Source organism: Pseudarthrobacter sp. Hb11 (assembly GCF_059383655.1).
On record NZ_JBWZCM010000002.1, the window covers coordinates 435,309 to 453,874 of the forward strand.

16 protein-coding genes, 1 tRNA gene and 1 pseudogene are annotated in these 18,566 nt (G+C 64.0%); 6 read left to right on the forward strand and 12 right to left on the reverse strand.

The genetic code is table 11. The features are described from left to right. Positions 1-96 precede the first annotated feature (96 nt). Positions 97-3,606 carry a DNA-directed RNA polymerase subunit beta gene (gene rpoB / locus AC50X7_RS05790; RefSeq protein WP_307094337.1) on the reverse strand — a complete coding sequence of 1,170 codons (3,510 nt, stop codon included), beginning with the start codon at positions 3,604-3,606 and terminating at the stop codon, positions 97-99. Between the two features lie 437 nt (positions 3,607-4,043). On the opposite strand from rpoB, the gene AC50X7_RS05795 reads away from it, so the two are divergent. Together AC50X7_RS05795 and AC50X7_RS05800 are read left to right on the forward strand one after the other, a co-directional pair. After that, complete coding sequence (locus AC50X7_RS05795) at positions 4,044-5,243, forward strand: acetyl-CoA C-acetyltransferase (protein ID WP_494978112.1); 1,200 nt, start codon at positions 4,044-4,046, stop codon at positions 5,241-5,243. Beyond that, positions 5,243-5,749 (forward strand): annotated as a pseudogene (locus tag AC50X7_RS05800) (aminoacyl-tRNA deacylase). The gene AC50X7_RS05795 and the pseudogene AC50X7_RS05800 overlap by 1 nt, the downstream one beginning before the upstream one ends. A gap of 85 nt (positions 5,750-5,834) precedes the next feature. Here AC50X7_RS05800 and rplL read toward each other — a convergent pair. The 9 genes from rplL to AC50X7_RS05845 form a co-directional block, all read right to left on the reverse strand. Then, positions 5,835-6,209, reverse strand: coding sequence for a 50S ribosomal protein L7/L12 (gene rplL / locus AC50X7_RS05805; RefSeq protein ID WP_307094334.1), 375 nt, complete (start codon positions 6,207-6,209; stop codon positions 5,835-5,837). A gap of 77 nt (positions 6,210-6,286) precedes the next feature. Then, complete coding sequence (gene rplJ / locus AC50X7_RS05810; protein ID WP_307094333.1) at positions 6,287-6,883, reverse strand: 50S ribosomal protein L10; 597 nt, start codon at positions 6,881-6,883, stop codon at positions 6,287-6,289. 297 nt (positions 6,884-7,180) lie between these two features. Then, on the reverse strand, positions 7,181-8,299 hold the full coding sequence (locus tag AC50X7_RS05815) for a GNAT family N-acetyltransferase (RefSeq protein WP_307094332.1): 1,119 nt from the start codon (positions 8,297-8,299) through the stop codon (positions 7,181-7,183). Positions 8,300-8,306: 7 nt separating this feature from the next. Beyond that, on the reverse strand, positions 8,307-9,443 hold the full coding sequence (locus tag AC50X7_RS05820) for a GNAT family N-acetyltransferase (RefSeq protein WP_494978113.1): 1,137 nt from the start codon (positions 9,441-9,443) through the stop codon (positions 8,307-8,309). 131 nt (positions 9,444-9,574) lie between these two features. Next, positions 9,575-10,282, reverse strand: coding sequence for a 50S ribosomal protein L1 (gene rplA, locus AC50X7_RS05825; RefSeq protein WP_163161877.1), 708 nt, complete (start codon positions 10,280-10,282; stop codon positions 9,575-9,577). A gap of 182 nt (positions 10,283-10,464) precedes the next feature. Beyond that, the gene (rplK, locus tag AC50X7_RS05830; protein WP_003803853.1) at positions 10,465-10,896 is read right to left on the reverse strand and encodes a 50S ribosomal protein L11; all 432 of its coding nucleotides are present in this window, start codon (positions 10,894-10,896) and stop codon (positions 10,465-10,467) included. 129 nt (positions 10,897-11,025) lie between these two features. Beyond that, a complete protein-coding gene (gene nusG, locus AC50X7_RS05835; protein ID WP_494978114.1) occupies positions 11,026-11,850 on the reverse strand; it encodes a transcription termination/antitermination protein NusG in 825 nt (274 codons plus the stop codon). A gap of 114 nt (positions 11,851-11,964) precedes the next feature. Then, positions 11,965-12,249 (reverse strand): preprotein translocase subunit SecE, encoded by a 285-nt coding sequence (gene secE, locus AC50X7_RS05840; protein WP_307094329.1) that lies wholly within the window; start codon positions 12,247-12,249, stop codon positions 11,965-11,967. Between the two features lie 82 nt (positions 12,250-12,331). Beyond that, positions 12,332-12,404 (reverse strand) — tRNA-Trp (locus AC50X7_RS05845). 277 nt (positions 12,405-12,681) lie between these two features. Here AC50X7_RS05845 and AC50X7_RS05850 point away from each other — a divergent pair. Then, on the forward strand, positions 12,682-13,899 hold the full coding sequence (locus AC50X7_RS05850) for a pyridoxal phosphate-dependent aminotransferase (RefSeq protein ID WP_494978115.1): 1,218 nt from the start codon (positions 12,682-12,684) through the stop codon (positions 13,897-13,899). 129 nt (positions 13,900-14,028) lie between these two features. Here the strand turns inward: AC50X7_RS05850 and AC50X7_RS05855 are convergent, their stop codons facing one another. Both AC50X7_RS05855 and AC50X7_RS05860 read right to left on the reverse strand, forming a co-directional pair. After that, positions 14,029-14,718 (reverse strand): LuxR C-terminal-related transcriptional regulator, encoded by a 690-nt coding sequence (locus tag AC50X7_RS05855; RefSeq protein WP_494978116.1) that lies wholly within the window; start codon positions 14,716-14,718, stop codon positions 14,029-14,031. Further along, a complete protein-coding gene (locus AC50X7_RS05860; protein WP_494978117.1) occupies positions 14,715-16,157 on the reverse strand; it encodes an ATP-binding protein in 1,443 nt (480 codons plus the stop codon). The genes AC50X7_RS05855 and AC50X7_RS05860 overlap by 4 nt, the downstream gene beginning before the upstream one ends. A gap of 124 nt (positions 16,158-16,281) precedes the next feature. Here AC50X7_RS05860 and AC50X7_RS05865 point away from each other — a divergent pair, with 124 nt between their 5' ends. The 3 genes from AC50X7_RS05865 to AC50X7_RS05875 are packed head-to-tail and all read left to right on the forward strand — an operon-like array spanning position 16,282 to position 18,406. Then, positions 16,282-17,865: a PspC domain-containing protein gene (locus AC50X7_RS05865; protein WP_494978118.1), complete on the forward strand. Its 1,584-nt coding sequence runs from the start codon at positions 16,282-16,284 to the stop codon at positions 17,863-17,865. A 1-nt stretch (position 17,866) separates the two neighbouring features. Continuing rightward, positions 17,867-18,145: a hypothetical protein gene (locus tag AC50X7_RS05870; RefSeq protein ID WP_494978119.1), complete on the forward strand. Its 279-nt coding sequence runs from the start codon at positions 17,867-17,869 to the stop codon at positions 18,143-18,145. A gap of 3 nt (positions 18,146-18,148) precedes the next feature. After that, positions 18,149-18,406 (forward strand): PspC domain-containing protein, encoded by a 258-nt coding sequence (locus tag AC50X7_RS05875; RefSeq protein ID WP_104042559.1) that lies wholly within the window; start codon positions 18,149-18,151, stop codon positions 18,404-18,406. The last annotated feature ends 160 nt before the right edge of the window (positions 18,407-18,566 follow it).

The following is an 18,566-nucleotide window of genomic DNA, read 5'->3' on the forward strand; positions in this document are numbered from 1 at the left end:
GTTCTCTCTTGTTCTCTAAATTCTGAAGTCTTGGGTTACGGGAAGAGGGAGGTGACTTGCTCCGGCGGGTGCGAACCCGCCGTCGCAAGTCCCCTGCTAAACCTCTTCTACCGAACTGGGCTCTGCACGAGACAGATCGATGCCCAGTTCTTCCGCAGCGGTGAAGACTGCGTCATCAGAGTCACGCATTTCAATTGTGGTTCCGTCCGTGGAGAGGACTTCCACGTTCAGGCACAGCGACTGCATTTCCTTGATCAAGACCTTGAAGGACTCGGGAACACCTGGCTCGGGGATGTTCTCGCCCTTGACGATGGCTTCGTAGACCTTCACACGACCATGGATGTCATCAGACTTGATCGTGAGGAGTTCCTGGAGCGTGTAGGCGGCGCCGTAAGCTTCGAGCGCCCACACTTCCATTTCACCGAAGCGCTGGCCACCGAACTGTGCCTTACCACCCAGCGGCTGCTGCGTGATCATGGAGTACGGGCCGGTGGAGCGCGCGTGGATCTTGTCGTCCACCAGGTGGTGGAGCTTCAGGATGTACATGTAGCCGACCGAGATCGGATCCGGGAACGGCTCGCCGGAGCGGCCGTCGAACAGACGGGTTTTGCCGGAGGAGTCGATCAGGCGCTGGCCGTCACGGGTCACGTTGGTGGAGTCCAGCAGGCCCGTGATTTCCTCTTCGCGGGCGCCGTCGAACACCGGCGTTGCAACAGTGGTCTGGCCACTTTCGCGCGGCAGGTTCGGCAGCTGCTTGACCCACTCGGGCTCGCCTTCGATCTTCCAACCGGTTTTGGCAACCCAACCGAGGTGCGTTTCGAGCACCTGGCCCACGTTCATACGGCCCGGGACACCCAGCGGGTTCAGGACGATATCAACGGGGGTGCCGTCGGCAAGGAAGGGCATGTCCTCGATCGGAAGGATCTTGGAGATAACACCCTTGTTGCCGTGGCGGCCGGCGAGCTTGTCGCCGTCGGTGATCTTGCGCTTGGCAGCCACGTAGACGCGGACCAGCTGGTTCACGCCCGGGGGCAGCTCGTCGTCGTTGTCGCGGTCGAAGACGCGCACGCCGATGACGGTACCGGACTCGCCGTGGGGCACCTTGAGGGAGGTGTCGCGGACTTCGCGGGACTTCTCACCGAAGATGGCGCGCAGCAGGCGCTCTTCCGGGGTCAGCTCGGTTTCACCCTTCGGGGTGACCTTTCCGACCAGGATGTCCCCTGCTTCAACCTCGGCACCGATGTGGATGATGCCGCGCTCGTCCAGGCCGCCAAGGACTTCCTCGGACACGTTGGGGATGTCACGGGTGATTTCCTCGGCACCAAGCTTGGTGTCGCGGGCATCAATCTCGTGCTCCTCGATGTGGATGGAGGAAAGTACGTCCTCGGCAACAATGCGCTGCGAGAGGATGATGGCGTCCTCGAAGTTGTGGCCTTCCCATGACATGAATGCCACGAGCAGGTTCTTACCAAGGGCGAGCTCGCCCTGGTCCGTTGCCGGGCCGTCGGCGATGATGCCGCCAACTTCCAGGCGCTGGCCTTCGTTTACCAGGACGCGGTTGTTGTAGCAGTTGCCCTGGTTGGAGCGCGCGAACTTGTTGATGCGGTAGTTGGTTTCCGTGCCGTCATCGTTGAGCATGATGACCAGCTCAGCGGAGACCTCGGTAACCACACCGGCCTTCTTCGCGATGGTGACATCGCCGGCGTCGACGGCTGCAGCGCGCTCCATGCCGGTGCCCACGAACGGAGCCTCGGAACGGACCAGCGGCACGGCCTGGCGCTGCATGTTGGCACCCATGAGTGCGCGGTTTGCATCGTCATGCTCGAGGAACGGGATCAGGGCGGTAGCCACGGACACCATCTGGCGCGGGGAAACGTCCATGAACTCGACGTCCTCGGCGGGAACCAGGACAGGCTCGCCTCCACCACCACGTGCACGGACCAGGACGGTGTCCTCGGCGAACTTCTTGTTCTCGTCCAGCGGCGCGTTGGCCTGGGCGATCAGCACCTCAGCCTCGTCGTCGGCCGTCAGGTACTGGACGTCGTCGGAAACCACGCCGTTCTTGACCAGGCGGTACGGCGTCTCGATGAAGCCGAACGGGTTGATGCGTCCGTACGATGCCAGCGAACCGATCAGACCGATGTTCGGGCCTTCAGGGGTTTCGATGGGGCACATACGTCCGTAGTGGGACGGGTGCACGTCACGGACTTCCATGCCGGCGCGGTCACGGGAGAGGCCACCGGGGCCAAGGGCCGACAGGCGGCGCTTGTGGGTCAGGCCCGAGAGCGGGTTGTTCTGGTCCATGAACTGCGACAGCTGGGAAGTTCCGAAGAACTCCTTGATCGCTGCGACCACGGGGCGGATGTTGATCAGGGTCTGCGGCGTGATGGCCTCAACGTCCTGAGTGGTCATACGCTCGCGGACAACGCGCTCCATACGGGACAGGCCGGTGCGGACCTGGTTCTCGATGAGCTCGCCGACGGCGCGGATGCGGCGGTTGCCGAAGTGGTCGATGTCGTCGATTTCGACGCGCAGGTCCACTTCCTGGCCATCGCGGATGCCCTTGGTGGTCTTCTCGCCGGCGTGCAGCGCGACGAGGAACTTGATCATGGCAACGATGTCTTCAACGTGCAGGACCGAAGCTTCCTTGTCGCCAAGGGAGCGGTCGATGCCAAGCTTGCGGTTGATCTTGTAGCGGCCAACCTTGGCCAGATCGTAGCGCTTGGAGTTGAAGTACAGGTTGTCCAGCAGGGACTGGGCAGCCTCAACGGTGGGCGGCTCGCCCGGGCGCAGCTTCCGGTAGATGTCCAGCAATGCGTCTTCGCGGGTTTCGGTGGCGTCCTTCTCCAGGGTTGCCCGCATGGAGTCGTACTGGCCGAACTCTTCGAGGATCTGGCCTTCGGTCCAGCCAAGGGCCTTCAGCAGGACGGTGACGGACTGCTTGCGCTTGCGGTCGAGGCGAACGCCGACCTGGTCACGCTTGTCGATTTCGAGCTCGAACCAGGCGCCGCGGGACGGGATGATCTTCGCAGTGAAGATGTCCTTGTCGCTGGTCTTGTCGGCGGCACGCTCGAAGTAGGCGCCCGGGGAACGGACCAGCTGGGAGACGACGACACGCTCGGTGCCGTTGACCACGAAGGTGCCCTTCTCGGTCATCAGCGGGAAGTCGCCCATGAACACGGTCTGCTGCTTGATTTCGCCCGTGTTGTTGTTCATGAACTCGGCCTTGACGTACAGCGGAGCCGAGTACGTTGCGTCCCGGTCCTTGCACTCGGCCATGGTGTACTTCGGGTCAGCGAACTCCGGATCGGAGAAGCTCAGGGACATGGTGCCCTGGAAGTCTTCAATCGGGGAGATCTCTTCGAAGATGTCCGAGAGACCGGACGTGGTGGCGACGCTAAGATCGTTTTCTTCGACGGCCTTCGCTACGCGTGCCTGCCAGCGTTCGTTTCCGACCAGCCAGTCGAAGCTGTCCGTCTGGAGGGCAAGCAGATTCGGAACGTCAAGGGGTTCGTGAATCTTTGCGAATGAGAGCCGGCGAGTGGCACCATCAGTGCTGTCGGCGGTGTTAGCGGTTTCGTTATTAGAGGTGCTCGAGGCGACCAAGAGGGATCCTTCCACAGACCTTCAGGCGTTTTCAGATCTCCCCCGCTGTGCACCCTGCGGAATGCTCCGCAGTGCTACCATCCGGTTCCGCTATATGACCCGGGGCCGGTGCTGACTATGCTGTGACGTTGTTGACGGCACGTTGATTGCCAGCTGCCAGGCGAAAGCCCACCGCTATATGAAGGCTGAAGGTAAACAGGGAAGACGCAAATATCTACGATACGGCAAAATAACCTACATGTCTACCCCACATCCGTCGCGATTGCAAGCACCGGTTTTGCGGACTGGCTCGCGGCGACTTCCAAGGCGGCTTCCCGCAGTCCGCGAAGCCGGACCCTGCCGGAATGCACATAGCGGCCGGGGCGTTTGAATAGTTGGGTGACGAGCGTCACGATAGCCTTGGTGGCCTACAACGGAACAGATCGGAAGAGATACACATGGGCAACTCCGCAGACAACACTGACGTTGTCATACTTGCAGCAGTCCGTACTCCGCAGGGCCGGATCAACGGGCAGCTGGCGAGCTTTACTGCCGTCGATCTCGGCGCGCACGCCATCAAGGCAGCGCTGGAGGCCAGCGGTGTAGACGCAGGCCAGGTGGACGCCGTCATTATGGGACAGGTGCTCCAGGCAGGCGCCGGGCAGAACCCCGCACGGCAAAGCTCCATCAGCGCCGGAATCGGCTGGAATGTTCCGGCCGTGACCGTGAACAAGGTCTGCCTCTCAGGGCTGACGGCGGTCATCGACGCCGCCCGCATGATCCGCGGCGGGGAGGCGTCCGTGGTGGTGGCGGGCGGTCAGGAGTCCATGACCCGGGCACCGCACCTGCTGCCCGGGTCGCGGCAGGGGTGGACCTACGGCGCCATCCAGGCCCTGGACGTTGCTGCGCACGATGGACTCACCGATGCCTTTGACGGCCAGTCAATGGGCCTGTCCACCGAGACCCGTAACCTTGCGCTGGGCATCGACAGGACGTCCCAGGACAACGTCGCCGCCCAGTCGCACCAGCGCGCGGCGCTGGCGGCCAAGAACGGCACGTTCGACGACGAGATCGTGCCCCTTAGCGTGAAGCAGCGCAAGGGCGATCCGCTGGTTGTCTCCACGGATGAGGGGGTCCGCCCCAACGCCTCCGTTGAGTCCCTGGCCGGGCTGCGGGCTGCCTTCGTCACGGACGGCACCATTACCGCCGGCAACTCCTCTCCCCTGTCCGACGGCGCCGCCGCCCTGGTCCTGGCTTCCCGCGCCTTTGCCGAGGAACACGGGCTGGAATACCTGGCAGTCGTCGGCAAGCCGGGCCAGGTTGCCGGGCCGGACAACTCGCTGCATTCCCAGCCGTCCAACGCCATCCTGAACGCCCTTGGCCGTGCGGGCTGGACCACCGCGGACCTGGACTTCATCGAGATCAATGAAGCGTTCGGATCCGTGGCAGTGCAGTCGCTGCAGGACCTGGACTACCCCTTGGAGAAGTGCAACATCCATGGCGGTGCCATCGCACTGGGCCATCCCATCGGCGCATCCGGCGCCCGCCTGGCAGCGCACGCCGCACACGAACTCAAGCGGCGCGGAACGGGCAAGGCAGCAGTGTCCCTGTGCGGCGGCGGCGGGCAGGGCGAAGCGCTCCTGCTGTACCGCGACTGATGGGAGACGAAACCGGGGCGGGCACTCTGCCTCAAGGCGGCGCCGGCAGGGACAGGTTCCTTTCCGACGCCGCAGCCCGGGGACTGCAGGTGGACGTAGTGGAAAGGCCGGCTGCGAAAAGCCTGGAAGAGGCGGCCGGCATCCTGGGCATCACGCCCGCGGACATCGTGAAGTCGCTGGTGGTCAAGCACAAGGACGGCTCGTTCCTCTTTGCGCTGATCCCCGGTGACCGCCAGATTTCCTGGCCCAAGCTGCGGAACCTTGTGGGCGTCAACAAGCTTTAGCTGCCGACCGCGGACGTGGCGCTGGTCGCAACCGGCTATGAACGCGGCACCATCACCCCGCTTGGCAGCACCAACGAGTGGCCGGTGTACGCCGATGCCACCATCAGGGGCCGGCGGATTTCCATGGGCGCAGGGGCGCACGGCTACAGCGCCTTTGTGGACGCCGATGCCCTCACGGGCGCGCTGCACGCCGTCGTCGCGGATATCAGCGATCCCGCCTGATCCGTCCCGCCCCAACTAAGTAGCGCTGGAACGCAGAAAGCCCCGCCCACAAACGTGGACGGGGCTTTCAAAGGAAAAGGCGTTGTTACTTGAGGGTAACGGTAGCGCCTGCAGCCTCGAGCTGCTCCTTGGCCTTCTCGGCAGCTTCCTTGGTGGCGCCTTCGAGAACAGCCTTGGGTGCGCTGTCAACCAGGTCCTTGGCTTCCTTGAGGCCGAGGGAGGTGATGGCGCGAACTTCCTTGATCACTGCGATCTTCTTTTCGCCGGCAGATTCGAGGACGACATCGAAGTCGGTCTTCTCTTCAACCTCTTCTGCAGCAGCGCCGGCGGGGCCAGCAACAGCTACAGCAGCAGCGGTAACTTCGAAGGTCTCTTCGAAGAGCTTGACGAACTCGGAGAGCTCGATGATGGTCAGTTCCTTGAAAGCTTCAATGAGCTCTTCGTTGCTGAGCTTCGCCATGGTAGGCGTCCTTCCTGTTGTGGTGTTCAGCGGCACGGAGCCACGCGTCACACCGGAGTCTGGTGGGGTGAAGAGAATTAGTTCTCTTCGGCTGCGGGAGCGTCAGCTGCGGGAGCTTCGGCTACTGCTTCGGCTGAAGCATCAGCAGATTCTTCAGCGGCAGGCGCCTCGGCAGCTGCCGGTGCACCGTTCTCTTCTTCAAGCTTGAGGCGCAGTGCGTCAATGATGCGTGCAGCAGCGGCGGCGGGTGCCTTGAGGACACCTGCAACCTTGGCGAGCTGCAGCTCACGGGACTCGAGTGCTGCCAGTGCGGCAACCTCGCTGGCGTTCAGTGCCTTGCCCTCGAAGTAACCGGTCTTGATAACCAGCTGCTTGTTGGTCTTGGCGAAATCCGTCAGGCTCTTGGCAGCGGCAACTGCGTCACCCTTGATGAACGCGATTGCAGTGGGGCCGGCAAGCTGGCCGTCGAATGCTTCGACGCCGGCTTCCTTGGCTGCAATGGCGGTCAGGGTGTTCTTGACGACCGAGAACTTGGTGTCCTGGCCGAGAGAAACACGCAGCTGCTTGATCTGTGCAACTGTGAGCCCACGGTATTCGGTCAGGACAGCGGCGTTCGATTCCTTGAAATCGTTAGTGATCTCAGCTACTGCTGAAACCTTTGCAGGCGTTGCCATAACCCTCCTTCCGGGGATAGTGCCGGTATGCGACGGTCCCCGCTCAAGGTGAGCTAAAACTAAAAAACGCCCCGCGCAGATGCACGGGGCTTGGCTCGACACGGAGATTCCGTGGAACTTGGCTTCGTTCACCTGCGCCGGTCGCCCTACGTTCAGGGTCCTTCGTCCAGAAAGCCACTGCTTCCCCCGCGCACAACTGCAGAGTTGAGCCATGTTCGAGAGAGTGGATTTCCAACAACCGACGGTCTTTGGTCCTTCAAGTCTACGGGAGAGCCACCACTGGCGCCAAATCGGGGCTCAGCTGGTGCTGGTGTGCAGGTGCGGGAGCTCCTTTTGCCAGATTCCCGTCACCCCTGCCGTCTGGAAACCCAGCTGCTGGTTGACGGTGAGGAGGTACCGGTTCTCCGGCGCGTTCCAGGTGTAGATGATCCGCGCGTCCGGGAACTGCTCGGTGAGCCGCTCCATATTGGCCACCTTGATCAGCAGGCCCAGCTTGTTCCCGCGATGCTCCTGCAGCACCAGCGTGTCGTCCTGGAAGACAACGTCCGCGCGGTGCGCCAGCACCGTGATGGTGGTCAGGCCTACCAGCGCTCCCGAGGCGAGGTGCTCGACGGCGGTGACCACCGTCCGCCTGCCCTGCGCAATGGCGACTTCCTCGGCTTCCCGGAGGATGTCGCCGTCGAGCACCATGTCCTGTTCAACGGGCGGATCCAAGGAGGGGTCGACGTCGGCCCCCGCCTGGTTCTCAAGGGCGGCCACGGCTTCCAGCCAAGCGTCGGGACAGCGGTCCGTCCAGTGGTGCAGGCGGTACCGTCCGCTGTTGGCAGCGTCGGCCTCGGCCTGCAGGTCTGCAACCAGCTTCGTGTCCAAGGGCAGCGCGCAGGAGCTGAACTGCTCGATGTGCTGGAGCGTGTAGCCGGTCTTTTGTGCGAACTCGACTTCACGGCTCTCCAACGGCACGAAGCCCTGCCCCGTGCCGGGAACCAGTTGGGCGCGTTCAAACTCATGGAGGGACGCCCCGGGGTGGTTCGTGTCCACCAGGATCATGGTGCGGCCTTCCCCGCGGGCAAACTGCTCGGCGGCCTGGAGAAGGCGGCGGCCCACGCCCTGGCGCTGGAACTCCGGCAGGATATCGAGGGTGAATTCGGCCAGGTCCAGGTTGTCCGTGAGCGGAAGGGCGATGTCGACCGTACCCACAATCTCCCCGTCCACCTTGGCGACAAGAATGAGCTGCCGTTCGTACGGGTCCTGGAACTCAAGCAGCTTCTCCAGGGGGCCGTAAGCGAGGTCGTCGCTCCCCCACGTCTGCATTCGAACCTTCCGGCCCACCTCGACGGCGGCGAGGAAGTCCGCTGCGTCCGGCGCGTCCAGTGAATCGGGAATCCAAAGCTGCTCGATCTTTACGTCAAAAGCCATAGGCGCATCATCCCAGCCGTTTCTGCCACTCGCCTTCATAACCTGCGGGTTTGAATCCAAGTGCGATATTTATGGCCAGCATATGTTGGTTTTCGTCGGCATTCCATGTCAGCACCGACCTTGCTGACGGCCATCTTGCCTGGGCGCGCCGCAGGTTCGCGACTTTGGCCAGCATGCCAAGGCGACGGCCGCGGTGTTCCGAGAGGACCAACGTGTCCTGCTGGAGGATGGTGTCCGGCACGCCGGCACGCCAGTTCAGGACGGTATAGGCCACCAGTTGCCCCGAGTCCCTGTGCCGGGCGGCCGTGACAGCTGATTGGACCCCGCTCCGGTTCAGCGTGTTCTCCTCTTCCCGGACCCTGGCGGCGTCCCAGTCCTCGCCTTCCCAATCCATCCCGGCGATGGGAACGTCCGTGGTCATCGTGGACTTGAGGCGGGCATAGGCATGCACCAGGTCCTCCGGGCAGGTGTCGTCCCAGCCGGTGAGGGTGTATTCCGCTGCCCGGGCCGGGGCGTCGGCCTCCAGCCGGTCCAGCAGTTCCGGTGCAACGGGCAGGTCGAGGCGGCTGGACCGTTCCACCTGTTCCAGCTCATAGCCCGCGGCAACGGCAAATGCCACGGCCGGTTCATCAAGCGGCAGTCCGCCGGCTCCGGATTTCGCCGGCAGCAGGGCAGCTCCGTCCGCAGCCTGCAACGGCACTTCGTGGTAGGCGTCAAGGGACGTCCTGCCGCGTTCGCGGGCGGCTGCTTCGGCGTGCTCCAGAAGGACACGGCCCAGGCCCTGGCGCCGGTATGCAGGGGCGACCAGAACCTGGATGCCGGCGGTGTGCGTGTTCTCACGCAAGGGGAACGTCACCGAGCACATGCCCACGGTTACCGCGCCGATCTTTGCCAGGTACAGTCGTCGTTCCTCATACTCATTGCCCCGCCAATACTCCACAGCCTCCTGCAGCGTGTCGCAGCGGTCCAGGCTGCCCCAGACGGCGAGCTCGTGCTCCACCCGCAGGGCGTGGCACTCCTGGAATTGGGCGGTAACCGGACCGGCACCAGCGGGCGTTTCGTTGCCCCGCGGCTGGACGTCCACGGCAGTTATCGCCAGCTCAACGGTTTTTCCAAAGTCGGGTGCCACTTCCGGTTCGGCCATTTCTACAGCTTAGGCAGGAATTCGCCCCTCCGGGCGTGGTTCCTGGGCTTAAACACCAAACCGCCCGGCGCGGGCGCCGGGCGGTTTGGTTGTGCAGCGGAAGGATCAACTGCGAAGCTTCAGACGAGGATTTAGGCCTCGGTCAGAACCTTGGTGACGTTGGGGTCAACGGAAATGCCGGGACCGAACGTGGTGGCAACGGTGGCCTTCTGGATGTAGCGGCCCTTGGAAGCGGACGGCTTCAGGCGAAGCACCTCTTCCAGTGCTGCTGCGTAGTTCTCAGCCAGCTTGATGGCATCGAAGGACACCTTGCCGATGATGAAGTGCAGGTTGGAGTGCTTGTCGACGCGGAAGTCGATCTTTCCACCCTTGATGTCGTTGACGGCCTTGGTGACGTCGGGGGTCACGGTGCCCGTCTTCGGGTTCGGCATCAGGTTACGCGGACCCAGGACCTTACCGAGGCGGCCAACCTTGCCCATGAGGTCAGGGGTGGCGACGGCGGCGTCGAAGTCGGTCCAGCCGGCTGCGATCTTTTCGATCAGGTCATCGGAACCAACGAAGTCGGCGCCGGCAGCGATTGCTGCCTCAGCCTTGTCACCGGTGGCGAAAACCAGGACGCGGGCAGTCTTACCGGTGCCGTGGGGCAGGTTGACGGTGCCGCGGACCATCTGGTCGGCCTTGCGGGGGTCCACGCCGAGGCGGAATGCAACCTCAACAGTGGCGTCGAACTTGGACGGGTTGGTGTCCTTGGCGAGGGTCACTGCCTCGAACGGCGCGTAGAACTTTTCCGCGTCGATCTTGGCGGCTGCTGCCTCATATGCTTTGCTGCGCTTTGCCATGCTGCTTATTTCTCCTTGTGCAGTTGTGGTCTGCGGACCGCGCTGGGCCCTGCCACAGTTGGTGAGCGGGCTCGTTATCCGTGCCCGGTTCCCAACATTTCAATTTCGGTGGTGCCGGTTTCCCGGCGGTGCCGCCCGTCGTCGTGATCGGTTTCCCGAGCCGACATCCGGCAGCGAGGGGATTAACCCTCGACGGTGATACCCATGGAGCGGGCGGTGCCGGCGATGATCTTCGCTGCGCCTTCGAGGCTGGTGGCGTTGAGGTCTTCCATCTTGGTGGAAGCGATCTCGTTGACCTGGGCCTGGGTCAGCTTGGCAACCTTGACGGTGTGCGGGGTTGCTGAACCCTTGGCGACGCCTGCAGCCTTCTTGATGAGCTCTGCAGCCGGCGGGGTCTTGGTGATGAACGTGAAGGAACGGTCTTCGTAGACCGTGATTTCCACGGGAATGACGTTTCCGCGCTGGGCTTCCGTCGCAGCGTTGTACGCCTTGCAGAATTCCATGATGTTGACACCGTGCTGGCCAAGCGCAGGACCGATCGGCGGAGCCGGGTTAGCGGCACCTGCCTGGATCTGCAGCTTGATGAGGCCGGTGACCTTCTTCTTGGGAGCCAATGTAGGGTCCTTCTCTCAATAACGTCCTGGGGCACAGGAGCGTGCCTCAGGTTTTTGGCCGCCATGGCGAGGCGACCGGCCGTTCCGGTGCTGCTAAAGCGGGCAGCCCCGGGACGAATTCTTGGGGTGTCAGATCTTGGTGACCTGGTTGAACGCCAGGGTGACGGGCGTTTCGCGCTCGAAGATGGAAACCAGCACCACGAGGGTCTGGGATTCGACCTTGATCTCGGAGATCGTGGCGGGAAGGGTCTCGAACGGGCCTTCCTTGACGATGACGGACTCGCCAACTTCGAAGTCGACATCCACGGGAGCCTGGTGCTGCTTGTTGACCGGCTTGCCCTTCTCGGCCTGCTCTTCCTCGAAGACGGGGGCGAGCATGGAGAAGACCTCGTCCAGGCGCAGCGGCACGGGGTTGTGGGCGTTGCCCACGAATCCGGTGACACCCGGGGTGTGGCGGACGGCGCCCCACGAGGCGTCGGTCAGGTCCATGCGGACCAGGACATAGCCGGGGATGCGGACGCGGTTGATGACCTTGCGCTGAGCGTTCTTAATCTCAACGACTTCTTCCATCGGCACCTGGATCTCGAAGATGTAATCTTCCATGTCCAGGGTCTGGATGCGGGTTTCAAGGTTGGCCTTCACGCGGTTTTCATAGCCAGCGTAGGAGTGGATGACGTACCAGTCTCCTTCCTGGCGGCGCAGCTTGGCCTTGAACTCCTCGGCGGGGTCAACGTCGGCCTTAGCGGCGGCAGCAGCGAGGGCGTCGGCGGACTCTTCCTCGGAGCCGGCGTCGTCCGCCTCAGCGTCCTCGTCAGACTCAACGTCTTCATCAGACTCGGCGTCGCTGGCTTCGGGCGCGGAGGAATCGACCTCAGACTCGTCACCGGCTTCTGCCGTGATGTCCGCGGACTCTTCCAGCTCAGTCTCGGTTACCTCGAGCTCCTGCTCAGACACTTGGTCTCCTGCTTCCTCATTGCCTAACATGCCTATTTAAATGGCTCAATTCCGCACACCGGTGTTTCCCTCCGGTTTCCCGGATGGAACACTCGGCCTGCGGACGGTTCAGCCTTAGTTGTCCGTGGGGACGCTGCCGCCGAAGATCCAGCTGACGGCGGTTCCAAAACCGAGGTCCAGCAGGCTGACGATGATCATCATGATGCCGACGAACACCAGCACCACGAGCGTGTAGTTGATCAGTTCCTTGCGGGTTGGTGCAACAACCTTCTTCAGTTCGCCGATGATCTGGCGGATGAAGAGTGCAATGCGGGCGAAGAAGTTTGCCTTGGCGTCCTTCTTAGCTGGGCGGCCCTTGGAGCTGCTGGCAGCTGTTTCGGTCACCTGGTCCTCGCTCATCTTTGCAATGTTGGATTACCCGGCCCTGATCAGAACCATGGTTGCTGCGCTTGCCCCGGATTTTCGCCCGGGGCAGCTTGCGCAGGGCAGACAGGACTCGAACCTGCAACCTGCGGTTTTGGAGACCGCTGCGCTACCAATTGCGCCACTACCCTATGGAGTGAATTCCACGCTTCGACAATGAACCACCAATTTCCACTGGGGCGCACGTCATCATCCGTGTTTTCAACACCGGTGAACCAGTCTACGCAACAACTTCGCGTTCGTCGAACCAGCCCGTTTCCGACCCTCCCCACTGACCAGTTATGACCTTGACTGGCAGGCAGTCACAATCAAAACGGGCAACCCGGAGGGTCCGGTGAACAGCATAGAGTAGATCACGTCGAATCCCACATTCCAGCCTCCGGGCTGCAAGCGAAGAACGGACCTGCCATGTCTGCCGCCCGCGTTTCCCAGCGCATTTCCGCTATTGCCGAATCCGCAACCCTTGCCGTTGATGCCAAGGCGAAGGCGCTGAAGGCAGCAGGCCGGCCGGTTATTGGTTTCGGTGCAGGTGAACCCGACTTTCCCACCCCGGACTACATCGTCCAGGCAGCCATCGAAGCAGCCAGCCAGCCGAAGTACCACCGCTACTCCCCCGCCGGCGGGCTGCCCGAGCTGAAGAAGGCCATTGCCGAGAAGACCCTGCGGGACTCCGGCTACGCCGTCGACGCTTCCCAGGTCCTGGTGACCAACGGCGGCAAGCAGGCGGTCTACAACACCTTCGCCACCCTGGTTGATCCGGGCGACGAAGTTATAGTCCCCACCCCGTTCTGGACCACCTATCCTGAGGCCATCCGCCTCGCCGGCGGCGTGCCGGTGGAGGTGTTTGCCGGCCCGGAGCAGGACTACCTGGTGTCCGTGGAACAGCTCGAAGCAGCCGTTACTGACAGGACGAAGATCCTGCTGTTCGTCTCGCCGTCGAACCCCACCGGATCCGTTTACTCACCCGAGAAGGTGGCGGAAATCGGCAAGTGGGCCGCTGCCAAGGGCCTGTGGGTTGTCACCGATGAAATCTACGAGCACCTGACCTACGACGGCGTTCCCTTCACCTCAATCGCTACCGCAGCCCCCGAATTGGGCGACAAGGTTGTCATCCTCAACGGGGTCGCCAAGACCTATGCCATGACCGGCTGGCGCGTGGGCTGGATGATCGGCCCGGCCGACGTCATCAAGGCTGCCACCAACCTGCAGTCCCACGCCACGTCCAACGTCTCCAACATCCCCCAGGTGGCCGCCCTCGCCGCCGTGTCCGGGCCGCTGACCGCCGTGGACGAGATGAAAGTCGCGTTCGACCGGCGCCGCAAGGCCATCGTCGCCGGCCTCAACGCCATTGAAGGTGTGGAATGCCCGACGCCGAAGGGCGCCTTCTACGTCTATGCGGACGTTCGCGCGCTGCTGGGCAAGGAATTCCCGACGGCGTCCGGCACCGCCACGCCGCAGACCTCCGCCGAACTCGCAGCCTTGATCCTGGACGAGGTGGAGGTGGCAGTGGTTCCGGGCGAGGCTTTCGGGCCCTCAGGCTACCTGCGCCTTTCTTACGCGCTTGGCGACGAGGACCTGGCCACCGGCGTCCAGCGGCTGCAGGACTTCCTCGGGAAGGCCCAGTAGGCACGCTCGCTCATTTCCTGCAGGAAAATCCCAAATGCTCTCTCACCCGGTGAGAGAGCATTTGAGTTTAAGCGACAGCAAGTGAGCAGGCGTTTAGGAAAAAGCGGCAGAAAGTGCGCGGGCGTCGGATTAGAGGAGGCGGCGCTCGGCGGCCCACTTGGTCAGTTCGTGCCGGCTGGAGAGCTGCAGCTTGCGAAGCACGGCGGACACGTGGGTTTCCACCGTCTTGATGCTGATGAACAGCTCCTTTGCCACTTCCTTGTAGCTGTAGCCGCGGGCGATCAGGCGCATGACCTCCAGCTCCCGGGCGGAAAGTTTGTCCAGTTCATCGTCCGCAATGTCCGCGGGGGCTGTGCCAAAGGCGTCCAGGACAAAACCGGCAAGCCGCGGCGAGAAGACGGCGTCCCCGCCGGCAACCCGGTACACGGCATCGGTGATTTCCGCCCCCGAGATGGTTTTGGTGACGTAGCCACGCGCTCCCGCGCGGATCACCGCCACAACGTCCTCGGCCGCGTCGGAAACGCTGAGGGCGAGGAATTTGGTGGTGGACAACAGGGCAGCGGAACCGGCGATGACTTCGCGGCCCCCGCCGCCGAGGCCGCCGGGCAGGTGGACGTCCAGCAGCACCACGTCCGGGCGCTCCTGCGCAATGACGGCGATAGCCTGCTCCACCGTGGCTGCCTCCCCCACCACGTGGATGCTGGGGTCGAGGTCCGCCTTCAGGCCTGAGCGGAAGATGGCGTGGTCGTCCACAATGACTACCCTTGCTGACCTGGCGGTCCGGACAGGTCCTGTACCGGGTTCCTGTGTTGTATTCATGGTTTACCTTCCGTGCTGTCCTGCGGGGCGGCGGGGAAGCCCAGCCGCACCTCCGTGCCTTCACTGGTGCTGGCGATGGTGGCCGTGCCGCCGTGTCGGTTCATCCGGCCGATGATGGACTCCCGCACGCCAAGCCTGTCCTCCGGCACGTCCTGCAGATCGAAGCCGGGGCCCCGGTCCTTGATGAAGACCTCGGCGCGGCCGTCGGATGCCTCCAGGTAGACCGAGACCGTCCCGCCGCCGTGGCGGGAGGCGTTCAGCATGGCCTCGCGGCTGGCCTGGATCAATGCCTCATGGCCCTCGCTAACGGTGGTGTCTCCCACGCTGACCACCTCGACCGCGTTGCCTAACAGGTCTTCCACTTCGGCAGCTGCGGCCTTGATCCGGTCCGACAACTGCCCGGCGTCCTTGCCCGGGTCCTCGAACAGCCAGCCCCGCAACTCCCGCTCCTGCGCGCGGGCCAGCCGGACGACGTCGTGCTCATTGGCGGCACGGCGCTGGATAAGTGCCAGCGTCTGGAGCACGGAGTCGTGCAGGTGGGCTGCAATCTCGGCCCGCTCGGTTTCCCGTATCCTGCCGGCGCGCTCCGCTTCCAGGTCCCGCCAGAATTTCAGCGCCCACGGAAGCAGGACCAGGACCACCCCACCGAGGACAGCCGCGGAAGCCAGCAGCGCCAGCCAGGTCTGTTCCCACGAACCCGATCCGGACACCATCACCAGAACGCCCGCCACCACCAGCGCCAGGCCTGCCGCAAGTCTGGCCCAACCGCCGGCCTGGTCCGCTTTGGTCTTGTCCACGAGCCCGGCCCGCCGGGTTTCATCCAGCTGCATCCATGCAATTGAGGCGCCGCCGAGAACTGCAGCCGCCGGTATCAGGGTGCCCAGCGGAACGTCCACACCCAGGAGCTGGGCGACCAGGATGCCCGCCACCAGGAGCAGCCCGACGCCCAGCAGGATCTCCTTGCCGTACCGCATCTCACGGAACCTGAACAAGGGCGGCCGGGCAGCCTCGGAAGCATGTCCGGGAGCCGGCCCGCCCGTTGGGTAGCCACGGGCACCGGGAGGGGCAGCGGACGCGCCACGGCCGCCGTCGGCCATTCCGGGCGGCACCGCTCCAGGGCTACGCAAGGACGCTCCAGTTCCTGCCGGTGCCATCCCCCGGGGAACGGAGGCGGGCACGGGCCCGCGGCTCACAGCCGGGGCAATGGGCGACGCCGGACGGCGCGCCTGCCGGCGGGCGCTTTCGTCCGCGGTTGGCACCATGATCCACAACCAGGCATAAAAAACGACGCCGGCCCCGCCGGCCAGCGAGGCCAGGACCATCGCAACCCGCACGTTCTTGACCGGCCAGCCCAGATGAATGGCAAGGCCGGAGCACACACCCGCGAGAAAGCGGTCGCTGCGGCGGACCAGCGGGGGGCGGGCGGGGACGGTTGTCATGGATCAATCCAAGCACGGATCAGGGTAGCCCGGACCGTATTCCGGCCGGAACCGGGGGCCACTCAGGGACCGTTCAGGGTGTCCCCCAATAGAGCCAAACCGCCGTGGGCGGAAGGATCGAGGTATGAACTCGCAAACCCCCACCCCTGATGACGGCCAGCCAACGGAGCCCCTCCCCAAGCGGGAAAACGAACACCCCACGGAGCCCCTGCTGCCGCCTGCTTCCCCATCGGCGTCGGACCAGAACCCGGAGCCGGAATCCACACAGGACTCCCCCCAGGAATCCAACCAGGACTTCGCGGCGCAGGACAGCTCCGGCGGGCCCACCGCAGGGCCGTCGGCCGGACCCTACTCAGGCCAAGGCACCTCAAGCCGGAACAGCGGCAGCTACGCCTACGCGGGAATGCCCAACCAACAGGCGGACTTCTTCGGGTGGATCCGCAGCCATGGAATCACGCGAGGCCAGGACCGCTGGATCGGTGGTGTCTCCAGCGGGATCGCCCAGCGCCTAGGCATTGACCCGCTGATCGTCCGCGGCGTCTTCATCGTCCTCACCCTCTTCGCGGGCATCGGTGTGCTTGCCTACGGCCTGGCGTGGGCGTTCCTGCCCGAGCCCGACGGCAGGATCCATGTCCAGGAGGCCGGGGCCGGCAGGTGGACCAGCGGCATGACCGGTTCCCTGATTGCGGTCATCCTCGGCTTCGGCGGACTGGGCGGCGGATTCTGGGGCTGGGGCGACCGCGGCTTCGGTGCCTTCCTCTGGACCGTCTTCTGGGTTGGCGGCGCCATCTACCTGATCTACTACCTCGCGCAGCGGAACAAGGCAGCGGTTGGAACACCGGCCAGCGCGGCAGGGCCAGTCACGGCCTCCTACCCCGGCAGCACAACCTACCCCGGCACCAACGCCTACTCGGCAGCGGCTACCACTGGAACCACTCCCCCTTACTCGGACGTTGCGGGCACAGGTCCTTTCACCGGCAGCCCTTACGGAGGCAGCGGGTCCGGCAGTGGATGGAACAACGGCGGTGCCGGTGGCACCCGCCAGCCGCAGGGTCCCCCACCCGCTCCCAAGGTCCGCCCCGCGGGTCCCGGTGCACCCGCCGTCGCTATCGCTGCCGGCAGCGCCCTGCTGGTGGGCGCGGGATTGAAAGCGCTGGATGTAACGAACATCATTGACCTCGGCGACTCCACCAACGCCATCGCCTGGGCCAGCGCAGCAGCCGTCCTGGGCCTCGGGATCCTCATCCTGGGCCTGCGCGGCAGGACCTCCGGCATCCTGTCGTTCTTCGCGGTGGCTGCCCTGATCATTGGCGGAATCTTCAACGTGGTGGGCAATAACGGCGACCGGGTCCGCTTCCAGCAGGTTGACTGGACGCCCACGAGCATCGGGCAGGCCAGCGACGGACTGAACATCACGGCAGGCCGCGGCACCGTTGACCTCACCGAGCTCGCCCTTGCCACCCCGCTACAGTCCGACGTCGTGGTCCCGCTGGACTTCACGGCGAGCAACGTCACGGTGGTCATTCCCGACACCGTGCCCGTGGACATCCGGGCCGACATGACCCTCGGCAACCTGACCGAAGGCGGAAGCCAGCGCGGCGGAACCACCACGCGGGAAAGCAGCTACAACACCGACAAGCCCGGCAGCCACCTGGTGATCCAGATCGACGGCACCGTCAGCAACGTCACCATCAAGGAAGGTAACTGACATGAGCAGCCAAACTCCGGACCCGTACGTTCCGGGAAGTTCGACGGCGGCACGCACCGATTCTGCCCCTCCTTCGGGGGCCCGGGTGGGAACCGTGGTGTGGGGCCTGATTGTCCTGGCCCTCGCCGCCCTGATCATCATCGCGCAGTTGGGAATCATCACCCTCAACGGGACCTACGTCCTGATCGGACTGATGATCGGCGCCGGCGCGGCCCTGGTGGTCGGCGGCCTCCTCTCCGCCCGGAAACGTGACAACAGCCCTACAACAGGGAAGTCTTGAACCATGGACAAGTTTTTCAGCATCGTCAGGGGCCTTGGCCTGAAACGCGGACCGGAGCGCTGGCTCGGAGGGGTGCTGGGAGGTATCGCAGCGAAGCTGAACGTGGATGTGGCCTTTGTCCGCATCGCTTTCCTCCTCTTCTGCCTGCTGCCCGGCCCGGCCGTCATTTTCTACCTCCTGGCCTGGGTGGTCCTGCCGGACCAGCGGAACGTCATCCCGCTCCAGACGTTCCTTGACCGTCGGTCCATCGACCGCCCCTGAGACTGTCAGCAGAAGGCCCCGCTCCTTGTTGGAGCGGGGGCCTTCTTGCGTTGCGGCCTGATCCTCCGGCGGGACCTTATGTAACCAGTTTGTGTCGTACCGCACACCCCGCACTAGACTCTATGTGAGCTCAGCGTGGCGCTCTGCCTGTATACCTTCT